The sequence below is a fragment of the Kineococcus endophyticus genome (assembly GCF_040796495.1).
Taxonomy (GTDB): domain Bacteria; phylum Actinomycetota; class Actinomycetes; order Actinomycetales; family Kineococcaceae; genus Kineococcus; species Kineococcus endophyticus.
In genome coordinates this window covers 150,301-168,725 of record NZ_JBFNQN010000012.1, presented here as the reverse complement: position 1 = coordinate 168,725, position 18,425 = coordinate 150,301, and the positions used below count along the sequence as shown (strand labels likewise).

Sequence of the window (18,425 nt, the reverse complement as noted above, 5' to 3'; positions counted from 1 at the left end):
CGGTCGCGCGCCGGTGTCGTGTCAGCCGATGCCCTGCTGGGCGCAGAGCGTGCTCGCCGCACCCGCGCACAGCGCGTCGGCCGTCGTGTAGCCGGTGGCGAGCACCTTGCTCGTGATCTCCGGCTTGCCCACGGCCTCCGGCTGCAGCAGCACGGTCGGCACCGCGCCGCTGCCGTTGTCCGTCGTGCCCGTGGTCTGCGGCGTCTTGCCGTCCAGGACGTCGGCGACGACCGTGGCCGTCGCGCGGGCCTGCGCCGGGAGGTCCTTGAACACCGTCATCGTCTGCGTCCCGGCCAGGATGCGCTGCAGGGCAGCGGTCTCGGCGTCCTGCCCGGTGATCGGCACGCCGGAGTACCCGGCCTTGTCCAGCGCCTGCAGCGCACCGGCGGCCAGGCCGTCGTAGGCGGTGTAGACGCCGAGGAGCTTGCGGCCGCCGAGGGACTTCAGCGCCTCGGTCATCTCGACCTCGGCCTGGCTCGAGCTCCAGCCCGCGACGTAGCGCTCGTCGGCGATCGCGACCTTGCCGTCCAGGACGGAGTGCGCGCCCGCCGCGAACAGGCCGGCGTTGTTGTCGGCCGGGTCGCCCTCGAGCATGACGACGGCGCCCCCGGAGGTGTCCGGGCCCGCCGCGTCGAGGATGGCCTGCGCGCCGAGCTTGCCGACGGCCCCACCGTCGAACGACACGTAGTAGTCGAGCGGGACGTCCTTCACGAGCCGGTCGTAGGCGACGACGGGGACGTCGGCGGACTTCGCGGCGTTCACGAGGTCGCCCGCCTGCGCGCCGTCGATCGCGACGAGGACGACCGCCTTGGCCCCGGCCGTCACGGCCTGCCGGCCCTGGCTGTTCTGGGTGGCCTGGTCCGCGGCCGTCTGCACGTCGACGACGCAGGTCGGGCAGCGTTCGTGCAGGGCGACGGTGAAGTTCGGGACGTCGTAGGTCAGCGAGCGCAGCGACGTCGACGGCACGAGGAAGGCGATGTGCGGGGCCTCGGCCGGGGCGGCGGCGGTCGTGCCGGTCGTGCCGTCCCCGCAGCCGGCGAGCCCGGCGGTGAGGGCCAGGCCGAGGGCCGCGGTGGACAGGGCGCGGTGGGAGCGCTTCACGAGTCTGTTCTCCTGCGGGTCAGCGGGCGGGTCAGTAGCGGAAGCCGGCGACGGTGGACCGCATGCGCGCGGTCATCTCCACCAGGTCGCTCACGGCGCGGTCGGACTCGGCGGCACCGAGACCGGTGGAGCGGGCGGCGGCGGCGACCGTGTCGATCGTCGCGGCGATCTGGCCGGCACCCGTCGCGACGTCGGCGACGCTGCGCCCCATCTCCTGCGTCGTGGCGGCCTGCTCCTCGACGGCCGCCGCGATGGTGCCCTGGTAGTCGCTGATCTCGGCGACGACCGTGCCGATGCTGCCGATCGAGGCGACGGCGTCCTGCACGTCGCGCTGGATGGCGTCGATGCGGCGGGCGATGTCCTCGGTCGCGCGGGCCGTCTGGGAACTCAGTTCCTTGACCTCTCCCGCCACGACCGCGAAGCCCTTGCCCGCGTCGCCGGCGCGCGCGGCCTCGATGGTCGCGTTGAGGGCGAGCAGGTTCGTCTGCTCGGCGATCGAGGTGATCGTCTTGACGACGTCGCCGATCTCGGCGGACGAGCGGCCGAGTTGGGCCATCGTGTCGCCCGTCGCCGCCGCGACCTGGACGGCGTTGCCCGCGACCTCGGCCGCGCGGGCCGCGTTGGAGGAGATCTCGCGGATCGAGGACCCCATCTCCTCCGCCCCGGCGGCCGCGCCCCCGACGTTGGCGCTGACCTCGCCGGCGGCCTGCGCCACCGTGGCGGCGCGGTCGGAGACGTCCTGGGCGCCCTCGGCGATGCGACGGCTGCCAGCCTGGAGCTGCTCGGTCGCGACGGCGAGCGCCGAGGCGTCGTCGTCGAGACCGGACACGGTGCGGCGCATGCTCTCCGTCGCCGCGCCGAGCGCGACGGCCATGCGGCCGACCTCGTCGCGCTGGTCGATGTCGACGCTCGCGGTGAGGTCGCCGTCGGCGACCTTGCCCAGGACGTCGACGACGCGGCGCAGGGGGCGGACGACGAGGCGCGTGATCCACGCGGCGAGCAGGACGGAGAGCAGGACCCCACCGGCCGTGACGAGCACCAGGACGAGCCGGGCGCGGCCGTCGCTGTGGTGGGCGGCGGCCACCGACCCCTGCGCCGACGTCTGGGAGAGCGTGTCGAGCTGGTCAAGGGCGGCCTCGGCCTTGCCGGCCAGGAGCGCGACGTTGCCGAGGTAGAGCGTCTGGAACTTGGCGCGGTCGTCGGCGTCGCCGGACGTGGCGAGGGGGACGAGGAAGTTGTCGCGGGTGCCGCGGTAGGCGGTCCACCAGGTGTCGAAGGTGGCGACCTGCGTGCGCTGGGCCGGTGTCGTCGCGGCCGTGCGGAAGGTGTCGAGGTGGTCGGCGACGGCCTTGTCGTCGGCCGCGATGCGCTGCTGCAGGTCCTGGCGGGCCGCGTCGTCCTGCGCCAGCGCCAGGTTGGCGAGGTCGCGCTGCGCCTGCATCGTCGACGCGCGGACCTGGCCGAGGGCCGCGCCCGGGACGAGGTTCTCGGCGTAGATGGCGTCGGCGCGGGAGGTGACGTCGGAGATGCCCTGGAGCCCGACGGCGAGGAGGCCGCCGGCCATGACCGTCGAGGTCGCGATGAGCGCCGCGAGCTTCGTCGCCACCGAGCGGTCGGCGAAGCGGGTCCTCGGCGTGCGGGGCGTGGTCGCCATGGGGTGGGTGCTCCTGGGACGGGGGGACGCGTCGGTCGGCCCGTCGGGGGTCGACAACGTTCCATCGACGGTCACCGTGGGGACTTGACCAGTTCAGTCGCGGGGTCGCGGACCCGCCGCGTGCCGGCGTGGTGTGCATGAAGACGACGACGGCGGTCCTGGCACCTCAGCCTGTTGGGACGTCGTCCAGGTCGAACCGGTACCAGGTGGCCCCGATGGCCACGTGCAGCTCGGGCCCCCGGCAGGTGAAGCGCGCGAACTGCAGGGTCGGAACCGGTGCACCGTCGGGCAGCACGAGCCGGCGGGGTGGACCGGCCGGACGCAGTCCGTCGTCGGTGAGGTGCACGGGGGTGACGACGCCGCGCCCGCCGGCGGATGCGCCGATGAGCGCGGCTCGGGCGCCCTCGACGAGCAGCCCGCTGGCCCCGCTCACGGGGGCAGGGCCGTGGTCGACGGCCCGCGCGTCGTCGACGTTGACCAGGTGGAAGTCCACGTACGCACAGGTCCACGCCGCTTCTCCAGCGACGTTCAAGGCGTAGCAGTCGGAGATCACCGGCAGGTCGGTCTGACGCGCTTGCGGGTACCGCCACTGCGGCGACAGGTCGGAACCGAAGCGGACCAGGCCGTGCGTGCTGAGCCCTCTCATGGCGAAGACGCCTTCGTCGAAGTAGGCGGTCCACACCGCACCCGCGGCGGTGGTGAGAACGTGTTCGATGCCGTCGCCGAGGTGGGCGGTGCGCAGGACTCGACCGCTCTCGTCGTACACGGCAGCGTTGTGCTCGTCGCGGCGGCACCTGGCGTCGACGAACAGCACCTCACCGTCGGGCAACGGCTGGACGTGCCCACGAGGGGACCGCGAAGACAGCGGTGTGCGGTCGTTCCAACGACCGTCAGAGCCGTGCCGACTGACGACCCCCTCACCACCCTCGTTGCTGCCCGGCCAGAGGGCCACGGCGTCCCCGAGAGCGCCGAAGCCGACGGTCAACGGCTCCACAGGCGGCGACGTGTCGTCGGGGCGAAGGTCGGCGTGCCGACGCAGCGTCAGCGTGGGGTAGGCGAGCACCTCGTGCTCGCGGACGGTCCGCCGCTGCTCCCACTCCTTCCACAGTTCACGGGTCTCGGGGTGGCGTTCGCGGTCCTGACGGAACAGTTCCCGCCGTCGGTCGACGTCCTTCTCGTCAATCCCCAAGCGCCGTCGTTCCTCCTCGAGCCTCCGCCGACGTGCGACGCCGACTTGCCGGGACCGGCCCTCGTCGTCTGCCACACGTCGGGCTCGGTCGTCGAACCACTCGCGCCAGCGTGGCTGTCCCCAGTGCCGCATCTCCTCCCGCCAGGTCTCCCACACCTGACCATCGTGACCTGCGGATGAGCCCTCAGCAGCACAGCTGCGGGCTCAAGCGCTGCCCAACTGGCGCCGCATCCGGGCAGCCTCCTCGGCAAGCAGGCGCCGTTCTTCCTGAGTCAGGCGCCCCCACGCCGTGTCGAGCACGGTCCGGCCGCCCTCCTGGGAGATCGCCAGCAGCTCCGCGACCGCCCGGGACGCTCCTTCCCGGTCCTCGGCGGCGAGCACCGCAGCGGTGACCTCCTGCGCTCGGTCGGCGGCGGCGAGCTGCGCCTCCACCAGCGCGAGGCGCCACTCGATCCGTTCACGCTCCACCCGATCCTCCGGGCCCGGTCTGATCGGAGTCGTCCGGCTCGGACTCGTCCTGGAGGAGTTCCGCGGTCTGCTCGTCGAGTTCGGCGACCGCGCGCTCGAAGTCGTCGGCGACGCCCTCGGCGACGAGGGCGACCGCCGGGCCGTACCCGTCGGCGGCAGCTGTGCGCAGCCCTGCGGCGTGCTGGAGGGCTCGCTCGCGCACCGCGTCGAGGACGTCTGCCGTGCTGCCCTCCCAGCCGTAGGCGTCCAGGAGCAGGCACAACCGGCGGGGGCGGTCGGTGTCGGGGGCGAACCCGTCGCCGAGGGCGGTGTCGCGAGCCGTGAGGGGCACCCACGACAGCGCCACGAACGCCAGGTCCCGCAACGGGAGAGCAGGTCCGGCCAGGTCCCAGTCGATGAACCCGACGAGCTCACCGGCCTCGGAGTCGTCGGGGGACGGCGCCGGGCGCCAGACGGCGTTGTAGGGGGCGGCGTCGTGGTGGCCGACGACCTCCCCGGGACGGAGCTCGTCGTGGTCCCCGAACCAGCGCGCGTCCGGGGGCGGGACGAAGGAGCGTGAGGCGTCGTGGAACGCGCGCAGCCAGCGCCCCGTCGCGGTCAGGGCGGCGTCGCTGTGGGCCCACGCCGGCCAGGGTCGCCGGTCCCCGATCGTCTCCCCGTCGAGGTGGGTGAGCACCTCGCGGCCCTGCTCGTCGATGCCGAGCACCTCGGGGACCCGGGTGAAACCGACGGCGCGCAGATGACGCAGCAGCGCGTGCACGGCGGGGGTGTGGCTGCCGGTGGCGCGGCGGACGGTGTTCCCCGCGCGGACGGCGCCGTCGTTGCGTCCGCCGGCCATCCTCACCTCCGCAGGGTCCTCCACGACGGCAGAACGTGCTCCGGGGCCGGACGTCGTGGGTCGCGGGCGGAGGGGAGAGCGTGCCAGCGCTGCAGCCATGGGCGCGGAAACCGCCCAGAGAGCCCTTTCCCGGGGTTCTCGGGCGGATGGGTGCAGCGCTGGCATGCGGCGCCGGTCCTCCGTCACGACGGCCGGGTGGGGCTCAGCCGCATGCGGACGTCGAGGACGTCGCCGAGTGCGAGGTCCTCGGCGTCCCGGACCGCCTTCTTCACCGGCAGGGCGTAGCCGTCCTCTCGCGGGAACAGGGACGTCGTCCACTCGGTCGTGCCCGTCCGGGCCGTGACGGGGATGCAACCCCAGCCGTAGCTGACCTCGCCCGCGACCGCGGCGATGTCCTCGGACTGCTCGGGCGCGACCGTGACGAAGTGGAACGGCGCCGGACCGCGCCAGTACCAGAGCTCACCGCTGAACCGCAGTTCGTCCACGGTCCCAGCCTGCCCCGGAGCTCACGTCCAGTACAGGTACCGGGCCGCGGGGAGGCGCTCGGCGAGGACCCCTTCGAACCACCCGCGCAGCTCGCGCATGGTGTCGCGGTCGTAGACGTACTTCACCGCGCCGAACTTCCCGTGCTTGCGGCTGCGCGTGGACTCGTCGAGGTCGAGCTTCGTCGCCGGGTACCAGCCGAGCTGGACGTCCTTGCTCTTGGGCGTGAACCGGTGGGTGATGCACTCGACCGTGAGGTCGGCGTCGGCGGGGAGTTCCGCGGCGGCCGCGTCGAGGAGGTCGCCGTACGCGGTCCGCCAGTCGTCGACGGGCATGATCGGGGCGATCGTCAGGCCGACGGGGTACCCCGCGCGGGCGAGCCGGCCGAGCGCCCGCAACCGGGCCGGAACGCGGGCCGTCCCGCCCTCGAACCGTTCGACCCCGCCGACGTTCACGGACGTCCGGACGCGGGTGCGGCCGTGGTGGGGCAGGTCGAGCAGTCCGTCGACGTCGTCGTACTTCGTCGTCAGGCGCAGCTGCACGGGACCCGCCCAGTCGTGCGTCCCGAAGTGCGCGACCGTCGCGGCGAGGGAACCGGTGACGTGCTCGAGCGCCAGCGGGTCGGTGTAGCAGGACGCCTCGAACGTCGTGCCCTCGTGACCGCGGGCCTCGGTCCCCGACGTGACGCCACCCGTCCCGACGACCTCGTCCAGACCGGCCAGGATCCGCGGCAGGTCGGCGTAGACGCGGGTGATCGGCGGCCCCGTGAGCGAACCGGCGAGGTAGCAGTACTGGCAGTGGCCCGGGCAGCCCTCGGCGAGCGGGAAGGAGAAGTCGGCGCTCGGCGGGATGGGGGTCGGACGGCGCTTGGACGCGGCGCTCGTGACGACGGCGAGCGTGCGCTTCGCGCGGGCGTACGTCTCGCGGTCGTCCTTCCCGCGCAGCGGCGGGAGCCGGTCGCCGGACAACAGGCGGACGTCGCTGACGCCGGCGGCGGCGAGGCGCTCGAGGATCGCCTGTCCGTGCGGTTCGGCCTGGGCGGAGGCGGTGACGAGGACGTGCCGCGGAGCCCACAGGACGGGGCCGCGGGTGGGGTTCGGGAGCGAGGTCGGGGCGCTGGTGGCCATCACCCAGTGCAACCCGGTGCCGACGGTCGGGCATCCCGGAGTGGACGGTGACGTGTGCCACCGGCCGTCCGGGGAACACCTCCGACGTGCGCCCTTCCCCGTCGTCCCGACTCCTCCGCCACGGGTTCCGCGCCCTCGCACGGGCCCGGTCGGCGCGGGCTCTGCACCCCCGGGGCGACGTCTGGGCGGGGACCGTCCTGCGGCACGGGCTGAGCCCGGTCACCGGTGTGCCGTGGATCGACACCCCGGGCCGGGACAGCGCCCTGGTGCGACTGTCGCGCGGTGCCGGGCTGCCGTCGCCCTGGCCGGACGTGCTCGGTCTCGCGCTGCGTGTCCGGTCCCCCGGCGGCGATCCGTGGGACCTGCTCCTGTCCACCACGCTGGGGCGACGACTGCCGTGGCCACGCCGCGCCGCGGACCGCGGGGTGCACTCGAGCATCGCCGCGTTCCGCGCCCCGGTCGGACCGTTGCTGGTGGGGGCGCGGTTCCGGGGAGGGCGGTTCCTGCTGGCCGTCGCCGCACCGCGCGGACCGTGGCGACCGTTCGCCGACCTCGTCCTGGACGAACGGGTCGACGTGGACGTCACGTTCGAACCCGTCCTGAACCCGCCGGCCGGCCTCGTGGTGCCGGAACGGTGGCGGCGGCTGCGGGAACCCGCCTACGCGGGGTCGCGTGCGGGTCGGAGCTCCGTCTGAGACGAGGGACCCACCTGCTCGGGTCGCCGTCGGCGCCTACCGTGCAGGGGTCCTGTCCGTGCGGGTCCCTCGGCGAACTCGCCTGCGACGGCACCCGCCGGGTCGGGCACTTCTGGGCGCGGGCACTCGACTGGCCCCTGGTGTGGGACGAGCAGGAGGAGACGGCCGTCCAGTCACCGGCGGGCGGCACGAAGATCGCGTGGGGCGGACCGCCCGTGGCGCCGAAGCACGGCAGGAACCGACAACGCCTCGAGTTGTCGGTGACCTCCGGGTCCCCGTCCTACGTGGTCGAACGGCTCCTCGCGCTCGGGGCGAGCCTCCTCCCAGGCGCTGGTGACTCCGGGGACGCGGAGGTCGAACTGGCCGACCCCGACGGCAACGAGTTCCACCTCCTCACCGGCTGAGACACCCACGACGGCGGGCACGCCACGGTGGGCGCTGACCTGCGAGCACCCCGTCAGGGCTCGGCGGCGGTCGACACGAGGGTGAAGCGCAGGCACACGACCTCGGTGTCGCCGTCGACGGTGGTCCCCGAGCGCTGCCAGAAGGCGCGGTGGGCGCGGGCCCAGTCCTCCCGGTCCTCGAAACCCTCGCCCTCCGCCCGGGCGAAGTCGTCGGTCACCTCGTCGAACCGGACGACACGGACGTCGGTGACCTCGACGAGCGCGAGGCGCCGGTCGTCGTCGTCGACCAGCACCAACCGCTCGCCGACGACCTCGAGGGCCTCGTCCTCGTCGCGGTAGTCGGCGTCGAGCAGACCGGCCGTGGCGCGCTTCCGGCCGGCCAGCACGAGCGCGTTGAGCTCCGCCCGCATCCGACCCGGCTCGCCCAGGCCGAGTGCACGCAGTCCGTCCACCCGTGGCCACGTCATGTCGTCATGGTCCCCCGTCCCCGCGGGCGAACGCCCACCCGGCACCCCGGTGGCGGCGGGCAGCAGCTCACGAGGACGCCGGGCCGCCGAGGTCGGCGGTCCGGCGCAACAGGTCGTCGACAACCACCTCGACGGGTCGCGTCGCGTCCAGCGGCGTGCCCGGGGGAACGTCCTCCCGGGTGCGGTGCACGCGCAGGACGAGGTCGCGCTCCTCCGCAGTGGCCCCGAACTCGTCGGTCCCGGCGCGACCGGCGAGCCGGCATCGCAGCGTCTCCTCGTCGACCTCCAGGACGACGACGAGGTCGAAGAGGTCCAGGAACCACGCCCAGTTCCGCGATCCACCGCAGAAGAACGTCCGCGCCGCGGTGCGGTCCCCCGCGAGGTCCCGGACGGCGTCGTGACGCCACAGGTGGTGCGTGTGCCGCGGGGCGCCGGTGGTGGGTTCGCCGGTGACGGGATCGCCCTGGTGGGCGAGTGCGCGGTCGCCGTGGACCACGTGCTCACCGCGGCGTTCCAGTTCGGTGGCGACGGAGGTCTTCCCGGCGCCGGAGACTCCCTCGACGAGGACGTTGACCCTTCCCACAGCTTCGACGGTAGGGACGTCGACGGGCGCGCGCGAGGAGGTTGCGCCCCGCTACCGTTCTCGCGTGCCCTGCCCGCGCGCGCTCCCTCGCGGCCCGGTCGCCGCCCTCCTGCTGGCCGGGACGGCGGCGCTCGTCCTCGCGGCGTCCGACCTCGTCTGGACGAGGACGCAGGCCGAGGCCGTCGCCACCGGCGGGTTCCTCCTGGGGTGGGGCCTCGCCGTCGTCGCGTTCCTGGCGACCGGCACGGGCGTGGTGCAGACGGTGCGAGGGACCGACCGCCGCCCCACGCGCGCCGGGTTGCTGGCGGCTGCGGGCCTGCTCCTGCTCGCGGCGGTGCTCGCGCACCCGGTCGTCGGGAGCGGTGGCGGCGCGGCCTGACCGGGAACCGCCGCTCCCCCGGTCAGACGGCCGACCGGGACGCCGACCGGCGCCACAGGTGGGTGACGAGCCCCAGGACGACGCCGAGCCCGACGAGGACACCGGCGATCTCGTACTGCTCCGCGGCGCGGCCGGACGTCCACGGCAGCACGAGGTACGCGCAGGCCACAGCCCCCACGACGGGCAGCACCCGGCCGGCGGAGAAGTGCTCGTGCGCCACCCGGTCCCGCCGCAGGACGAGCACCGCGACGTTGACCACGCAGAACACCGTGAGCAGCAGCAACGACGTCGTGCCGCCGAGCACCGCGACGACCGGGGAGTCCGGCGCGAGGGAGACGTAGGCGATGAGGCCGAGGGCGATGACCGTCGTCAGGGCGATCGCGGCCCAGGGCGTCCGGCGGGAGCGCGAGACCTTCGACAGGAACGGCGGCAGGACCCCCTGCCGGCCCATGCCGTAGAGCAGGCGGCTCGCCATGAGCATGTTGATGAGGGCGGAGTTCGCGACGGCGAACATCGAGATGAACGGCAGCAGGTCCGCCATCGGGAACCCCGGGGCGGCGGTCTGGGCGACCTCGACGAGGGGCGTCTCGCTCTCCTGCAGGACCCCCACCGGGACGACCGCCACGGCGCAGATCGAGACCAGGACGTAGATGACGGCCGTGATGCTCAACCCGGTCAACAGCGTCCGGGGGAAGATCCGGCTGGGGTCCTTCGTCTCCTCGGCCATGTTCACCGAGTCCTCGAAACCCACCATCGCGAAGAACGCCAGCGAGGTCGCCGTGCTCACGGCCAGCAGCAGGTTCTTGTCCTCGGGCGTCTCGAAGAGGACCACGTGGGAGAAGTCCGCGTTCCCGCCCACGACGGCGTAGAACCCCAGGCCGATGACCGTCAGCAGACCCGTGAGTTCCACGATCGTCAGGACGACGTTGAGCTTGATGCTCTCGCTCACCCCGCGCAGGTTCACGGCGGCGATGAGGAGCATGAACGCCAGCGCGACGAGCAGGATCCCGGCGTTCCCCGTCGCCAGGCCGAAACCTCGACGAGGTTCGCGGCGAACGCCCGCGCCGCGGCGGAGGCGGACGTGATCCCCGAGCACATGACGACGAAGCAGACGAGGAACGTCAGGAAGTGCAGGCCGAACGCCTTGTGCACGTAGAGCGCGGCGCCCGCCGCCTGGGGGTACTTCGTCACGAGTTCGAGGTAGGAGAACGCGGTGACGGTCGCGACCGCGAAGGTCACGAGGAACGGCAACCACGCGGCGCCCCCGACCTCGCCCGCGACCTGGCCGGTGAGGGCGTAGACGCCCGTGCCGAGGATGTCGCCGACGATGAACAGGAGCAGGAGCTCGGGTCCGATGACGCGCTTGAGTTCCGGCGGGGCGTGGTGCTCGACGGTCGTGCTCACACTGACCTCCCACGACTGCGGCGGTGCGGGACGTGCGGGTGGTCCATCAGGGCAGCCGCCGCGCGGGCGGTCCAGACGAGCACGGTGCCGGACCAGGGAGTCAGCCCAGCGCGTCAGTCCAAGGAGTAGGCCGCCGCGAAGTCGTCCACGGCCCGGACCACGGCGCGCGCGGTCCCGGCGGGAACCCCGTCGACCTCGGTGAGGGCGGCCGCCCGTTCGTCGGTCCCGGTGCCCGCGGCCCGCCGGTCGGCGTCCGCGAGCGCCGCCGCCGCCAGCGCCGTCCGCGGCAGTCCGGCGGCCACGCCGAGCCGGTCGAGGACGAGGCCGGCGACCCAGTCGGGGTCGAAGCTGCCGTGCGGGGGCGCGAAGACGCGCTCACCCTCGACGTAGTCGCCGCTGCCGCCCCAGTGCCGTCCGGTGCTCTCCGCCACGTCCTGCACGGTAGGGCGACGGCGGGCGACGAGCCACGTCTGCCGGTACAACCGTGGCATGGTCAACCAGCCCGGACAGGTCCACGAGGAGATCGAGGTCAAGTACGACCTCGCCGCCGACGCCGAACTGCCTGCTCTGAGCTCCCTGCTGCGCGAGCTCCCCGACGCCGAGGAGCGGGGCTACCGCGAGGGCGACCTCGGCGAGCACGAGCTCGAGGCGACCTACTTCGACACCCGCGACCTCCGGCTGAGCGCGGCCAGGACGACGCTGCGCCGCCGCACCGGCGGTCACGACGCAGGCTGGCACCTCAAGACCCCCGGCTCCGACGGTGCGCGGAACGAGCGCCAGGTCCCGCTCGGGCGGGCCGTGAAGACGGTCCCGGCCCCGCTGCGCCGGCTCGTGGAGGACGTCACGGGCGGGGAACCGCTGGTGCCGGTCGCGCAGATCACCACCCACCGCACGGTGCGGACGCTGCTGGACGCCGCCGGGACGCGGCTGCTCGAGCTCGCGGACGACCGCGTGCAGGCGCGCCGCCTCGTCCCTGGCAACGCAGACGACGGGCAGGACGGCGCGCAGGGTGGAGGACTGGCCTCCGGCGCGGCCGGTGGTGCCGTCGTGGGCGCGGCCGGCGGGGCGGCCGTCGGCGCGGCGCCCGGCGCGGCCGTGGGGGCGGCGGTCGGGGCCGCCGTCGGTGCGGCCGTGAGCGCGGTCGACGAGCTGACCGACGAGGACCCCACCAACGGGGGCACGGGCGACGGGGGCACGGACGACGGCACGCAGGTCTGGCGCGAGGTGGAGCTGGAGCTCGTCGACGGCGACCGGGAGCTGTTCGACGCCGTCGACGCCCGGCTGCGGGCGGCCGGGCTGGAGGTCGCGGGGACCGGCTCGAAGCTGGCGCGCGTCCTGTCCGGCGCGCGTCCCGCCCCCGCGCCGCAGGCGGCGCAGCCCCCGGCCGGACCGAGCACCGAGCCGGAGCCAGAGCCCGAGCCCGCGCGGGTGTCTCCCGCGGACCGCGTCCTGACCCCGGCGGCCCCGCGCCGCACCGACCTCGGCCCGGGCTCGCGCGCCGGCGACGTCCTCGTCGCCCACCTCGCCGAGCAGGTGCAGCGCATCCTCGACCAGGACCCGCGCGTGCGGGCCGACGAGCCGGACAGCGTGCACGCGATGCGCGTCGCCACACGGCGCCTGCGCAGCGCGCTGAAGACCTACGGATCGCTGCTGACGACGCCGACGAAGCCGGTCCGCGACGAGCTGCGCTGGCTCGCCGCCGAGCTGGGCGCGGCCCGGGACGCGGAGGTCCTGCGCGACCGCCTCGTGCAGTCGGTCGCCTCGCTGGACCACGCGCCGGAGGAGCAGCCCACCGATCCCGCCGCGACCGGCGCCGTCCCCCAGCTCGTCCGTGAGCAGCTCGAGGGGGACTACCGCACCGCGCACGACCGCGTCCTGCGCGAGCTGGACTCCGAGCGCTACCAGTCGCTCCTCGACGTGCTGCAGGACCTCGTCGAACGGCCGCAGCTGTCCGACCGGGGCCGCCGCAAGGCGCGCACGGTGCTGCCGAAGCGGGTGCTGAAGTCGTTCGGCTCGCTGGCCGACCTCGTCCGGCGGGCCCAGCACGTCGACGCCGGGACCGAGCGCGACGAGCTGCTGCACGAGGCGCGCAAGGCCGCCAAGCAGACCCGCTACGCGGCCGAGGCCGTCGTCGTGGTGTTCGGCAAGGACGCCAAGCGCTTCGCCAAGGCGGTGACCGAGCTGCAGGAGGTCCTCGGCGAGCACCAGGACTCCGTCGTGACCCGGCAGCGGCTGACGGACCTCGCGTCCACCGCCCGGCCCGAGGTCGCCTTCGCCTACGGGCGCCTGTTCGAGCAGGAGGAGGCGCACGCGGCCGCCACCGAGGCCGAGGTCGAGGAGGTGTGGGCGGCCGCGCGGGCCAAGCGGCTGCACCGCTGGCTCCGCTGACGCGGGGAGCTCAGGCCCCCTGCGCTCCCGCGGGGAACCACCGCTCCTCCGGCCCGGGCACCCCGAAGTGGAAGCCCTGGGCCGACTGCCAGCCCTGGGCGGCGAGGTGCCGGGCCTGGTCGGCGGTCTCGACCCCCTCGCACGTCGAGGTGAGGCCGAAGTCGTCGGCCAGCCGGGCCACCGCCGCCGCGATGCGGTCCGACCCGGGGTCCTGCGGCAGGTCGGCGACGAAGGAGCGGTCCAGCTTCAGCCCCGTCACGGGCAGCCGGCGCAGGTAGGACAGCGTGGAGTAGCCGGTGCCGAAGTCGTCGATGAGCACGCCGACACCGAGGGCGGCGAGGTCGCGCAGCTCGGCCTCGGTGACGGGGTCGCCGGGGACGAGGGACCCTTCGAGCAGCTCGACGGTGAGCCGGTCGGGGGCCAGTCCGCGGCGGTCCAGGTCCCGGGCCACCGTCGGCGCGAACGTCCCGTCGAGGCAGCGGGCGGAGGTGTTGACGGCGACGCGGGCGGTGGGGTGGCGGGTGAGGAACCCGAGGGACTCCTCCAGGACCAGGCCGTCGACGAGGCCGACGAGGCCTGCGTCCTCGGCGACGTCGAGGAACTGCTCCGGCAGCAGCAGCCCGCGTCGCGGGTGCGCCCAGCGGACGAGGGCCTCGAACCCGGTCCGGTGGCCGTCGCGCAGGTCGACGACGGGTTGGTAGTGCACGCGGAGCTCACCCTCCTGCAGAGCGCGGCGCAGGTCGTTCTCGACGGTCAGCCGGCGGTCGGCGCGTTCGCGCAGGGCGTCGGTGAAGACGCGGCAGCTCGACCCGCCGGCGGCCTTGGCGGCGTCGAGGGCGGTGTGGGCGTCGCGCAGGACGGTCCCGGCGTCCACCACTCCTCCAGGACCTCCACCGCTCGCGGTCACGGGCAGGTCGACGAGGACGAGACCGGTGCTCGCCGAGCACCTGACCTCCTGGGGACCGTCCGGCCCGTCGACGCGGACCGGGGCCGCCAGGCTGCGCGTGATGCGGTGCGCCACGTCCACGGCCTCCACCTCGTCGGTCAGGCCGGCGAGGACGACGAGGAACTCGTCGTCCCCGACCCGGGCGAGCGCGTCCCCTCCGCGCAGGCCGACGGCCAGCCGCTCTGCGGCCGTCGCCAGCACCTGGTCGCCCACCTCGACCCCGAGGCTGTCGTTGACGACGCGGAACCGGTCAAGGTCGCAGGCGATGACGCCCAGCCGGGGGCGGTCAGCCGTGCGTCCCGCGGCGAGCCGGTCGGCGAGGTCGGCCACGGCCCCGGCCCGGTCCCGCAGCCCGGTCAGCGCGTCGCGACCGGGCCCGGGACGCGTGCCCCGGGGGCTGGAGCCGGACGAGGCCACATGCACCAGCAGCACGTGGCCCGCGCCGCCGGAGTCGCCCAGGGTCATCATCACGGTGCAGTGCTGGTCCTGCCCGTCGGGCCGGCGGACGAGGGCCCCGGTCAGGACGTGCTCGGCGCCGGCGAGGAGGTCCTCGACGAGGCGGTCGACGGGCAGCGGCTCCTCGACGGACCCGGGCGTCGAGAGGAGCTCACCGAGCTTGCGGCCGCGCGGGTCGAGGGCGAGCTGCGCGACGAGGGCGTCGCCCGCCTCCAGGACGAGGCCGTGCAGGTCGCAGACGGCGAGGCCCGTCGTCGCGGTCAGCAGGGCGCGCGCGACGTCGAGCCGTTCCTGCGGTCCCGCGTCGGACCCGGCCCCGGGGGGCTCCTCGTCCTGCTGCACGGCGTACCCCTCACCCTGGACCCCACCGTCGGATCTTCTAGAAGATCCTGTGCGTCGAGTGTGCCTCCTGCGGGCCTTCGACACAATCCACCGGCTCATCCACCGCGGTGATGCGGACCTCGCTGAGCCGAACGGGTCAGGGCGGGGCGGCCGGTCGGGCGGTGCGCTCAGGAAAGCGGTGCAGGACGCCGATCCTCTCCAGGTGGCGGACCTTCCCGAGCAGCGCGGCCGACGCGCGATCAGCCTGCGGACCAGGCTGCTCGTGCTCGTCCTGGTGCCCATCGTCGGCTTCTCCGCCTTCGCCTCCATCCTCGTGCTGCACCGCTTCCAGCGCGTCCAGGCCGCCGAGGACGCCGTCCGCCAGGTCCGCGCCGCCGTCGCGCTGGACGCCGTCCGCGCCCGCATCGCCGAGGAGGCGATCCCCCTCGTCTCCAGCGTCGAACTCGTCGACCTCGGCGCCGAGGGACCGTCCGCGACCCGCGAGAGCGGCCTCGCCACCGACCTGCACACGCTCTTCGACGAGGCCACCGCCCGCACCGACGCCGCCGCCGCCGAGGCCCGCGACGACGCCCTCGCCCGCCCCCGCATCGAAGCGGCCACCGAGCGCCTGACCGCCGTCCGCGCCTCCTGGGGAGCCGGCGACACCCCCAGCGAGCGGGAGACGAGCAACCGGCAGCTCTTCGACAAGTACCGGTACCTCGTCGACGACCTCAGCGACGCCGTCGACGCGCACCTGGCCACCGCCGACGTCGAGGGCGGCGGCGACACCGACCTCGCGCACGCGCTGGCCGACCTGCGCCGCACCGCGCACGCCACCACCCTGGCCGGGGAGGAGGTGCCGTACTACCTCGGGTTCCTCTCCGCACCCGAGGGCGCCGAGGGTCCCGCGCGCCAGTTGTTCCTGCGCAGCTGGTCCGGCTTCCAGATCGCCTCCGCCGACGTCACGGCCTCCGGGCAGGCCCGCGTCCGCTCGGGCTGGACCGCGGCCCTGGCCGACGAGCAGACCCAGGTCGTCGACCGCACGCTCGCCGGGGCCGTGGCCTCCGGCAACCACACCCCGCCGGACTCCGCCGTGCTCGTCTCCCTCAGCTCGGCCGTCGTCGGCCGCGACGACGCCCTCCGCTCCGTGCTCGACATCGCTGCCGCACAGGCGGTCCGGGCCGCCGAGCAGTACCGCGTCGACGCCCAGACCGAGCTGGTCAAGTACGCCGGCGCGACCGGCCTGCTGCTGCTGCTGTCGGTCGGCGGCGTGCTGTGGACGAGCCGGTCGATCGCCGCCCCGCTGGCCCGCCTCGCCGGCGCCGCCCGCTCCATCAGCCGCGGTGAGCTCGTCGACGTCGTCGTCGAGGGCCCCCCGGAGACCCGCGTCGTCGCGCACGGTCTCGGCGCGGCCGTCGCGAGCCTGCGCTCGGTGCAGGCGCAGGCCCAGGCCGTCGCGGACGGCGCGTTCGACGACGAGATCCTGCAGCGACCCGTCGGCGGACCCCTCGGCGGCGTCGTGCACGCCTCCGTCCAGCAGATCCTCGGCGTCATGCGCGACCGGGAGCAGCTGCAGGAGGAGATGGCCCACCAGGCCACCCACGACGCGCTGACGACGCTGCCCAACCGGGCCGAAGCGCTCGCCCAGATCGACCGCGCGCTGCGCCGCACCCACCGCACCGGTGACCGCGTCGGACTGCTGTTCCTCGACCTCGACCAGTTCAAGACCGTCAACGACTCCCTCGGGCACGTCGCCGGGGACGCCGTCCTGCAGACCGTCGCGCAGCGGCTGCGCCAGCGTGTGCGGGGTGTCGACGTCGTGGCGCGCCTCGGCGGCGACGAGTTCGTCGTCCTCGTCGAGCCCGTGCAGGACGAGAAGGGGCTGCTGGACTTCGGGCAGGCCCTCATCGACACCGTCTCGGCCCCCATCCCGTTGCTGGGCTCGGCCGAGTCGCAGGCCGTGATCGGGGCGAGCGTCGGCGTGGCCGTGAGCCGCGTCGAGGCCGGCGCCCCGCTCGACGAGTCCGGGGAGGCCGCCGACCGGCTGCTGCAGGAGGCCCACACGGCCGCCTACCGCGCCAAGAACGCCGGCCGCGGCCGCGTCGAGGTCTACGACGACGACCTGCGGCAGGCGCTCGCCGCCCAGGCCGCGCTCGAGGACGGGCTCCGGCGGGCGCTCGTGGAGGACGAGCTCGTCCTGCACTACCAGCCCGTCACGGACCTGGAGACGGGCCGCGTCCGCAGCGTCGAGGCGCTCGTGCGCTGGCAGAAGCCGGGCGAGGGGCTCGTGCCGCCGGGGGTCTTCATCCCCGTCGCCGAGGCCTCCGACCTCATCTGCGACCTCGGACGCTGGGCACTGAAGACGTCGCTGACGCAGCTCGCAGAGTTCGACGCCGCGGGCGGTCCGGGATCGGGCCTGAAGGTGGCCGTCAACATCTCCGGCCGCCACCTGCGCTCCCCGCGCCTGGTCGACGACGTCCGGTCCGCGCTCGAGGCGTCCGGCACGGCGCCGCAACGGCTCGCGCTGGAGATCACCGAGACCGTCATGGTCGAGGACGACGCCGCGTGGGCGCGCCTGGAGGAGCTGCGGGCCATCGGCGTGCAGATCGCCATCGACGACTTCGGGACGGGCTACACGTCGTTCGGCCAGCTCGCCCGCGTCCCCGTGGACGTCCTGAAGATCGACCGCAGCTTCGTCGACTCCGACGACCCGCGCACCGTCGAGCTCGTCCGGCTCGTCGTCGGCGCCGCCCGCAGCTTCGGCCTGCGCGTCGTCGCCGAGGGCGTCGAGCAGGCCTCGCAGGTGCACGCGCTGCAGGCCGTCGGTTGCGACACCGCGCAGGGCTACTACTTCTCCCGGCCCGTCTCGGCGGACCGGCTGCCGGCCGCCGTGACCGGGTGCCACGAGATCTTCGACGCGACCTGCCGTTTCGAGAAGGCTTCCTGACGGGCGTACGCTCGACGGTCGTGTCCCCGGCAACGTTGGACCTCGAGGACGGTCAGCTGACCGACGAGGCCATCCGCTCCACGATGACGAACTGCTCCCGCGGTGAGGCGCACCGGATGCGCGTCCCGGACTGGGTGCACGACTGCGACCCCGTCCACGAGGTGGTCGGCTGGCGCGACCCCAAGGCCCCCGAACGCGGCTGGCTGCTCGTCCCGCTGGGCAAGGCCGTCGTCGGCCTGGCCCTGCGCGCGACGCCCGGCAAGGGCGTGCGCGCGACGGCGATGTGCGACCTGTGCCGCACGACCCGCGCGCCCGGGGAGGTCTCGCTCTTCGTCGCCGCGCGTGCCGGGGAGTCGGGGCGCAAGCACAACACCGTCGGCACCTACCTGTGCTCGGACCTCGCGTGCGCCGACAACGTCCGCGTCCTGCGGGCCACGCCGACGCTCAAGCCGGACCCGGGCCTGAGCATCTCCCAACGGCGCGACGCGCTGCGGGAGCGGGCCGCGGCGTTCGCCGCGAAGGTGCTGGCGACGCGGGACTGAGGGTCGGGGCCGTCGCGCGTCGGAGGGATCGTC

17 protein-coding genes and 1 pseudogene are annotated in these 18,425 nt (G+C 74.4%); 6 read left to right on the top strand and 12 right to left on the bottom strand.

Annotated features, from left to right (window positions below; all coding sequences use genetic code 11):
* Nucleotides 1–21: 21 nt before the first annotated feature.
* From AB1207_RS17830 to AB1207_RS17800, 7 genes are all read right to left on the bottom strand, one after another.
* Entirely contained in the window at nt 22–1,101 is a 1,080-nt protein-coding gene (locus AB1207_RS17830) for a sugar ABC transporter substrate-binding protein (protein ID WP_367639748.1), read from the bottom strand.
* 31 nt (nt 1,102–1,132) lie between these two features.
* Nucleotides 1,133–2,755, bottom strand: a complete 1,623-nt coding sequence (locus AB1207_RS17825) for a methyl-accepting chemotaxis protein (protein WP_367639747.1) — start codon at nt 2,753–2,755, stop codon at nt 1,133–1,135.
* A 166-nt stretch (nt 2,756–2,921) separates the two neighbouring features.
* Nucleotides 2,922–3,944: a hypothetical protein gene (locus AB1207_RS17820; RefSeq protein WP_367639746.1), complete on the bottom strand. Its 1,023-nt coding sequence runs from the start codon at nt 3,942–3,944 to the stop codon at nt 2,922–2,924.
* Nucleotides 3,945–4,148: 204 nt separating this feature from the next.
* Nucleotides 4,149–4,412 (bottom strand): hypothetical protein, encoded by a 264-nt coding sequence (locus AB1207_RS17815; RefSeq protein ID WP_367639745.1) that lies wholly within the window; start codon nt 4,410–4,412, stop codon nt 4,149–4,151.
* Nucleotides 4,402–5,250 carry an aminoglycoside phosphotransferase family protein gene (locus AB1207_RS17810; RefSeq protein ID WP_367639744.1) on the bottom strand — a complete coding sequence of 283 codons (849 nt, stop codon included), beginning with the start codon at nt 5,248–5,250 and terminating at the stop codon, nt 4,402–4,404. Before AB1207_RS17810 ends, AB1207_RS17815 begins: the two co-directional genes overlap by 11 nt.
* A gap of 182 nt (nt 5,251–5,432) precedes the next feature.
* Nucleotides 5,433–5,735, bottom strand: a complete 303-nt coding sequence (locus tag AB1207_RS17805) for a DUF1905 domain-containing protein (protein ID WP_367639743.1) — start codon at nt 5,733–5,735, stop codon at nt 5,433–5,435.
* 21 nt (nt 5,736–5,756) lie between these two features.
* A complete protein-coding gene (locus AB1207_RS17800) occupies nt 5,757–6,860 on the bottom strand; it encodes a spore photoproduct lyase family protein (RefSeq protein ID WP_367639742.1) in 1,104 nt (367 codons plus the stop codon).
* Between the two features lie 47 nt (nt 6,861–6,907).
* On the opposite strand from AB1207_RS17800, the gene AB1207_RS17795 reads away from it, so the two are divergent.
* Complete coding sequence (locus AB1207_RS17795; RefSeq protein WP_367639741.1) at nt 6,908–7,555, top strand: hypothetical protein; 648 nt, start codon at nt 6,908–6,910, stop codon at nt 7,553–7,555.
* Between the two features lie 41 nt (nt 7,556–7,596).
* Nucleotides 7,597–7,959 carry a VOC family protein gene (locus tag AB1207_RS17790; protein WP_367639740.1) on the top strand — a complete coding sequence of 121 codons (363 nt, stop codon included), beginning with the start codon at nt 7,597–7,599 and terminating at the stop codon, nt 7,957–7,959.
* A gap of 53 nt (nt 7,960–8,012) precedes the next feature.
* Here the strand turns inward: AB1207_RS17790 and AB1207_RS17785 are convergent, their stop codons facing one another.
* Together AB1207_RS17785 and AB1207_RS17780 are read right to left on the bottom strand one after the other, a co-directional pair.
* A complete protein-coding gene (locus AB1207_RS17785) occupies nt 8,013–8,426 on the bottom strand; it encodes an ASCH domain-containing protein (RefSeq protein WP_367639739.1) in 414 nt (137 codons plus the stop codon).
* A 67-nt stretch (nt 8,427–8,493) separates the two neighbouring features.
* Nucleotides 8,494–9,009 carry an AAA family ATPase gene (locus AB1207_RS17780; protein ID WP_367639738.1) on the bottom strand — a complete coding sequence of 172 codons (516 nt, stop codon included), beginning with the start codon at nt 9,007–9,009 and terminating at the stop codon, nt 8,494–8,496.
* A gap of 64 nt (nt 9,010–9,073) precedes the next feature.
* On the opposite strand from AB1207_RS17780, the gene AB1207_RS17775 reads away from it, so the two are divergent.
* Nucleotides 9,074–9,388, top strand: coding sequence for a hypothetical protein (locus tag AB1207_RS17775; RefSeq protein ID WP_367639737.1), 315 nt, complete (start codon nt 9,074–9,076; stop codon nt 9,386–9,388).
* A gap of 22 nt (nt 9,389–9,410) precedes the next feature.
* Here the strand turns inward: AB1207_RS17775 and AB1207_RS17770 are convergent.
* A pseudogene (locus AB1207_RS17770) lies at nt 9,411–10,792 on the bottom strand (APC family permease).
* Between the two features lie 113 nt (nt 10,793–10,905).
* A complete protein-coding gene (locus AB1207_RS17765) occupies nt 10,906–11,223 on the bottom strand; it encodes a hypothetical protein (protein WP_367639736.1) in 318 nt (105 codons plus the stop codon).
* Nucleotides 11,224–11,281: 58 nt separating this feature from the next.
* Here AB1207_RS17765 and AB1207_RS17760 point away from each other — a divergent pair, with 58 nt between their 5' ends.
* Nucleotides 11,282–13,180: a CYTH and CHAD domain-containing protein gene (locus AB1207_RS17760; protein WP_367639735.1), complete on the top strand. Its 1,899-nt coding sequence runs from the start codon at nt 11,282–11,284 to the stop codon at nt 13,178–13,180.
* 10 nt (nt 13,181–13,190) lie between these two features.
* Here AB1207_RS17760 and AB1207_RS17755 read toward each other — a convergent pair whose 3' ends face one another.
* Complete coding sequence (locus AB1207_RS17755; RefSeq protein ID WP_367639734.1) at nt 13,191–14,924, bottom strand: putative bifunctional diguanylate cyclase/phosphodiesterase; 1,734 nt, start codon at nt 14,922–14,924, stop codon at nt 13,191–13,193.
* Between the two features lie 202 nt (nt 14,925–15,126).
* Between AB1207_RS17755 and AB1207_RS17750 the strand changes: the two genes are divergently transcribed.
* The gene (locus tag AB1207_RS17750; RefSeq protein WP_367639733.1) at nt 15,127–17,850 is read left to right on the top strand and encodes a putative bifunctional diguanylate cyclase/phosphodiesterase; all 2,724 of its coding nucleotides are present in this window, start codon (nt 15,127–15,129) and stop codon (nt 17,848–17,850) included.
* A 20-nt stretch (nt 17,851–17,870) separates the two neighbouring features.
* Nucleotides 17,871–18,392, top strand: a complete 522-nt coding sequence (locus AB1207_RS17745; RefSeq protein WP_367639732.1) for an FBP domain-containing protein — start codon at nt 17,871–17,873, stop codon at nt 18,390–18,392.
* Nucleotides 18,393–18,425 lie beyond the last annotated feature (33 nt).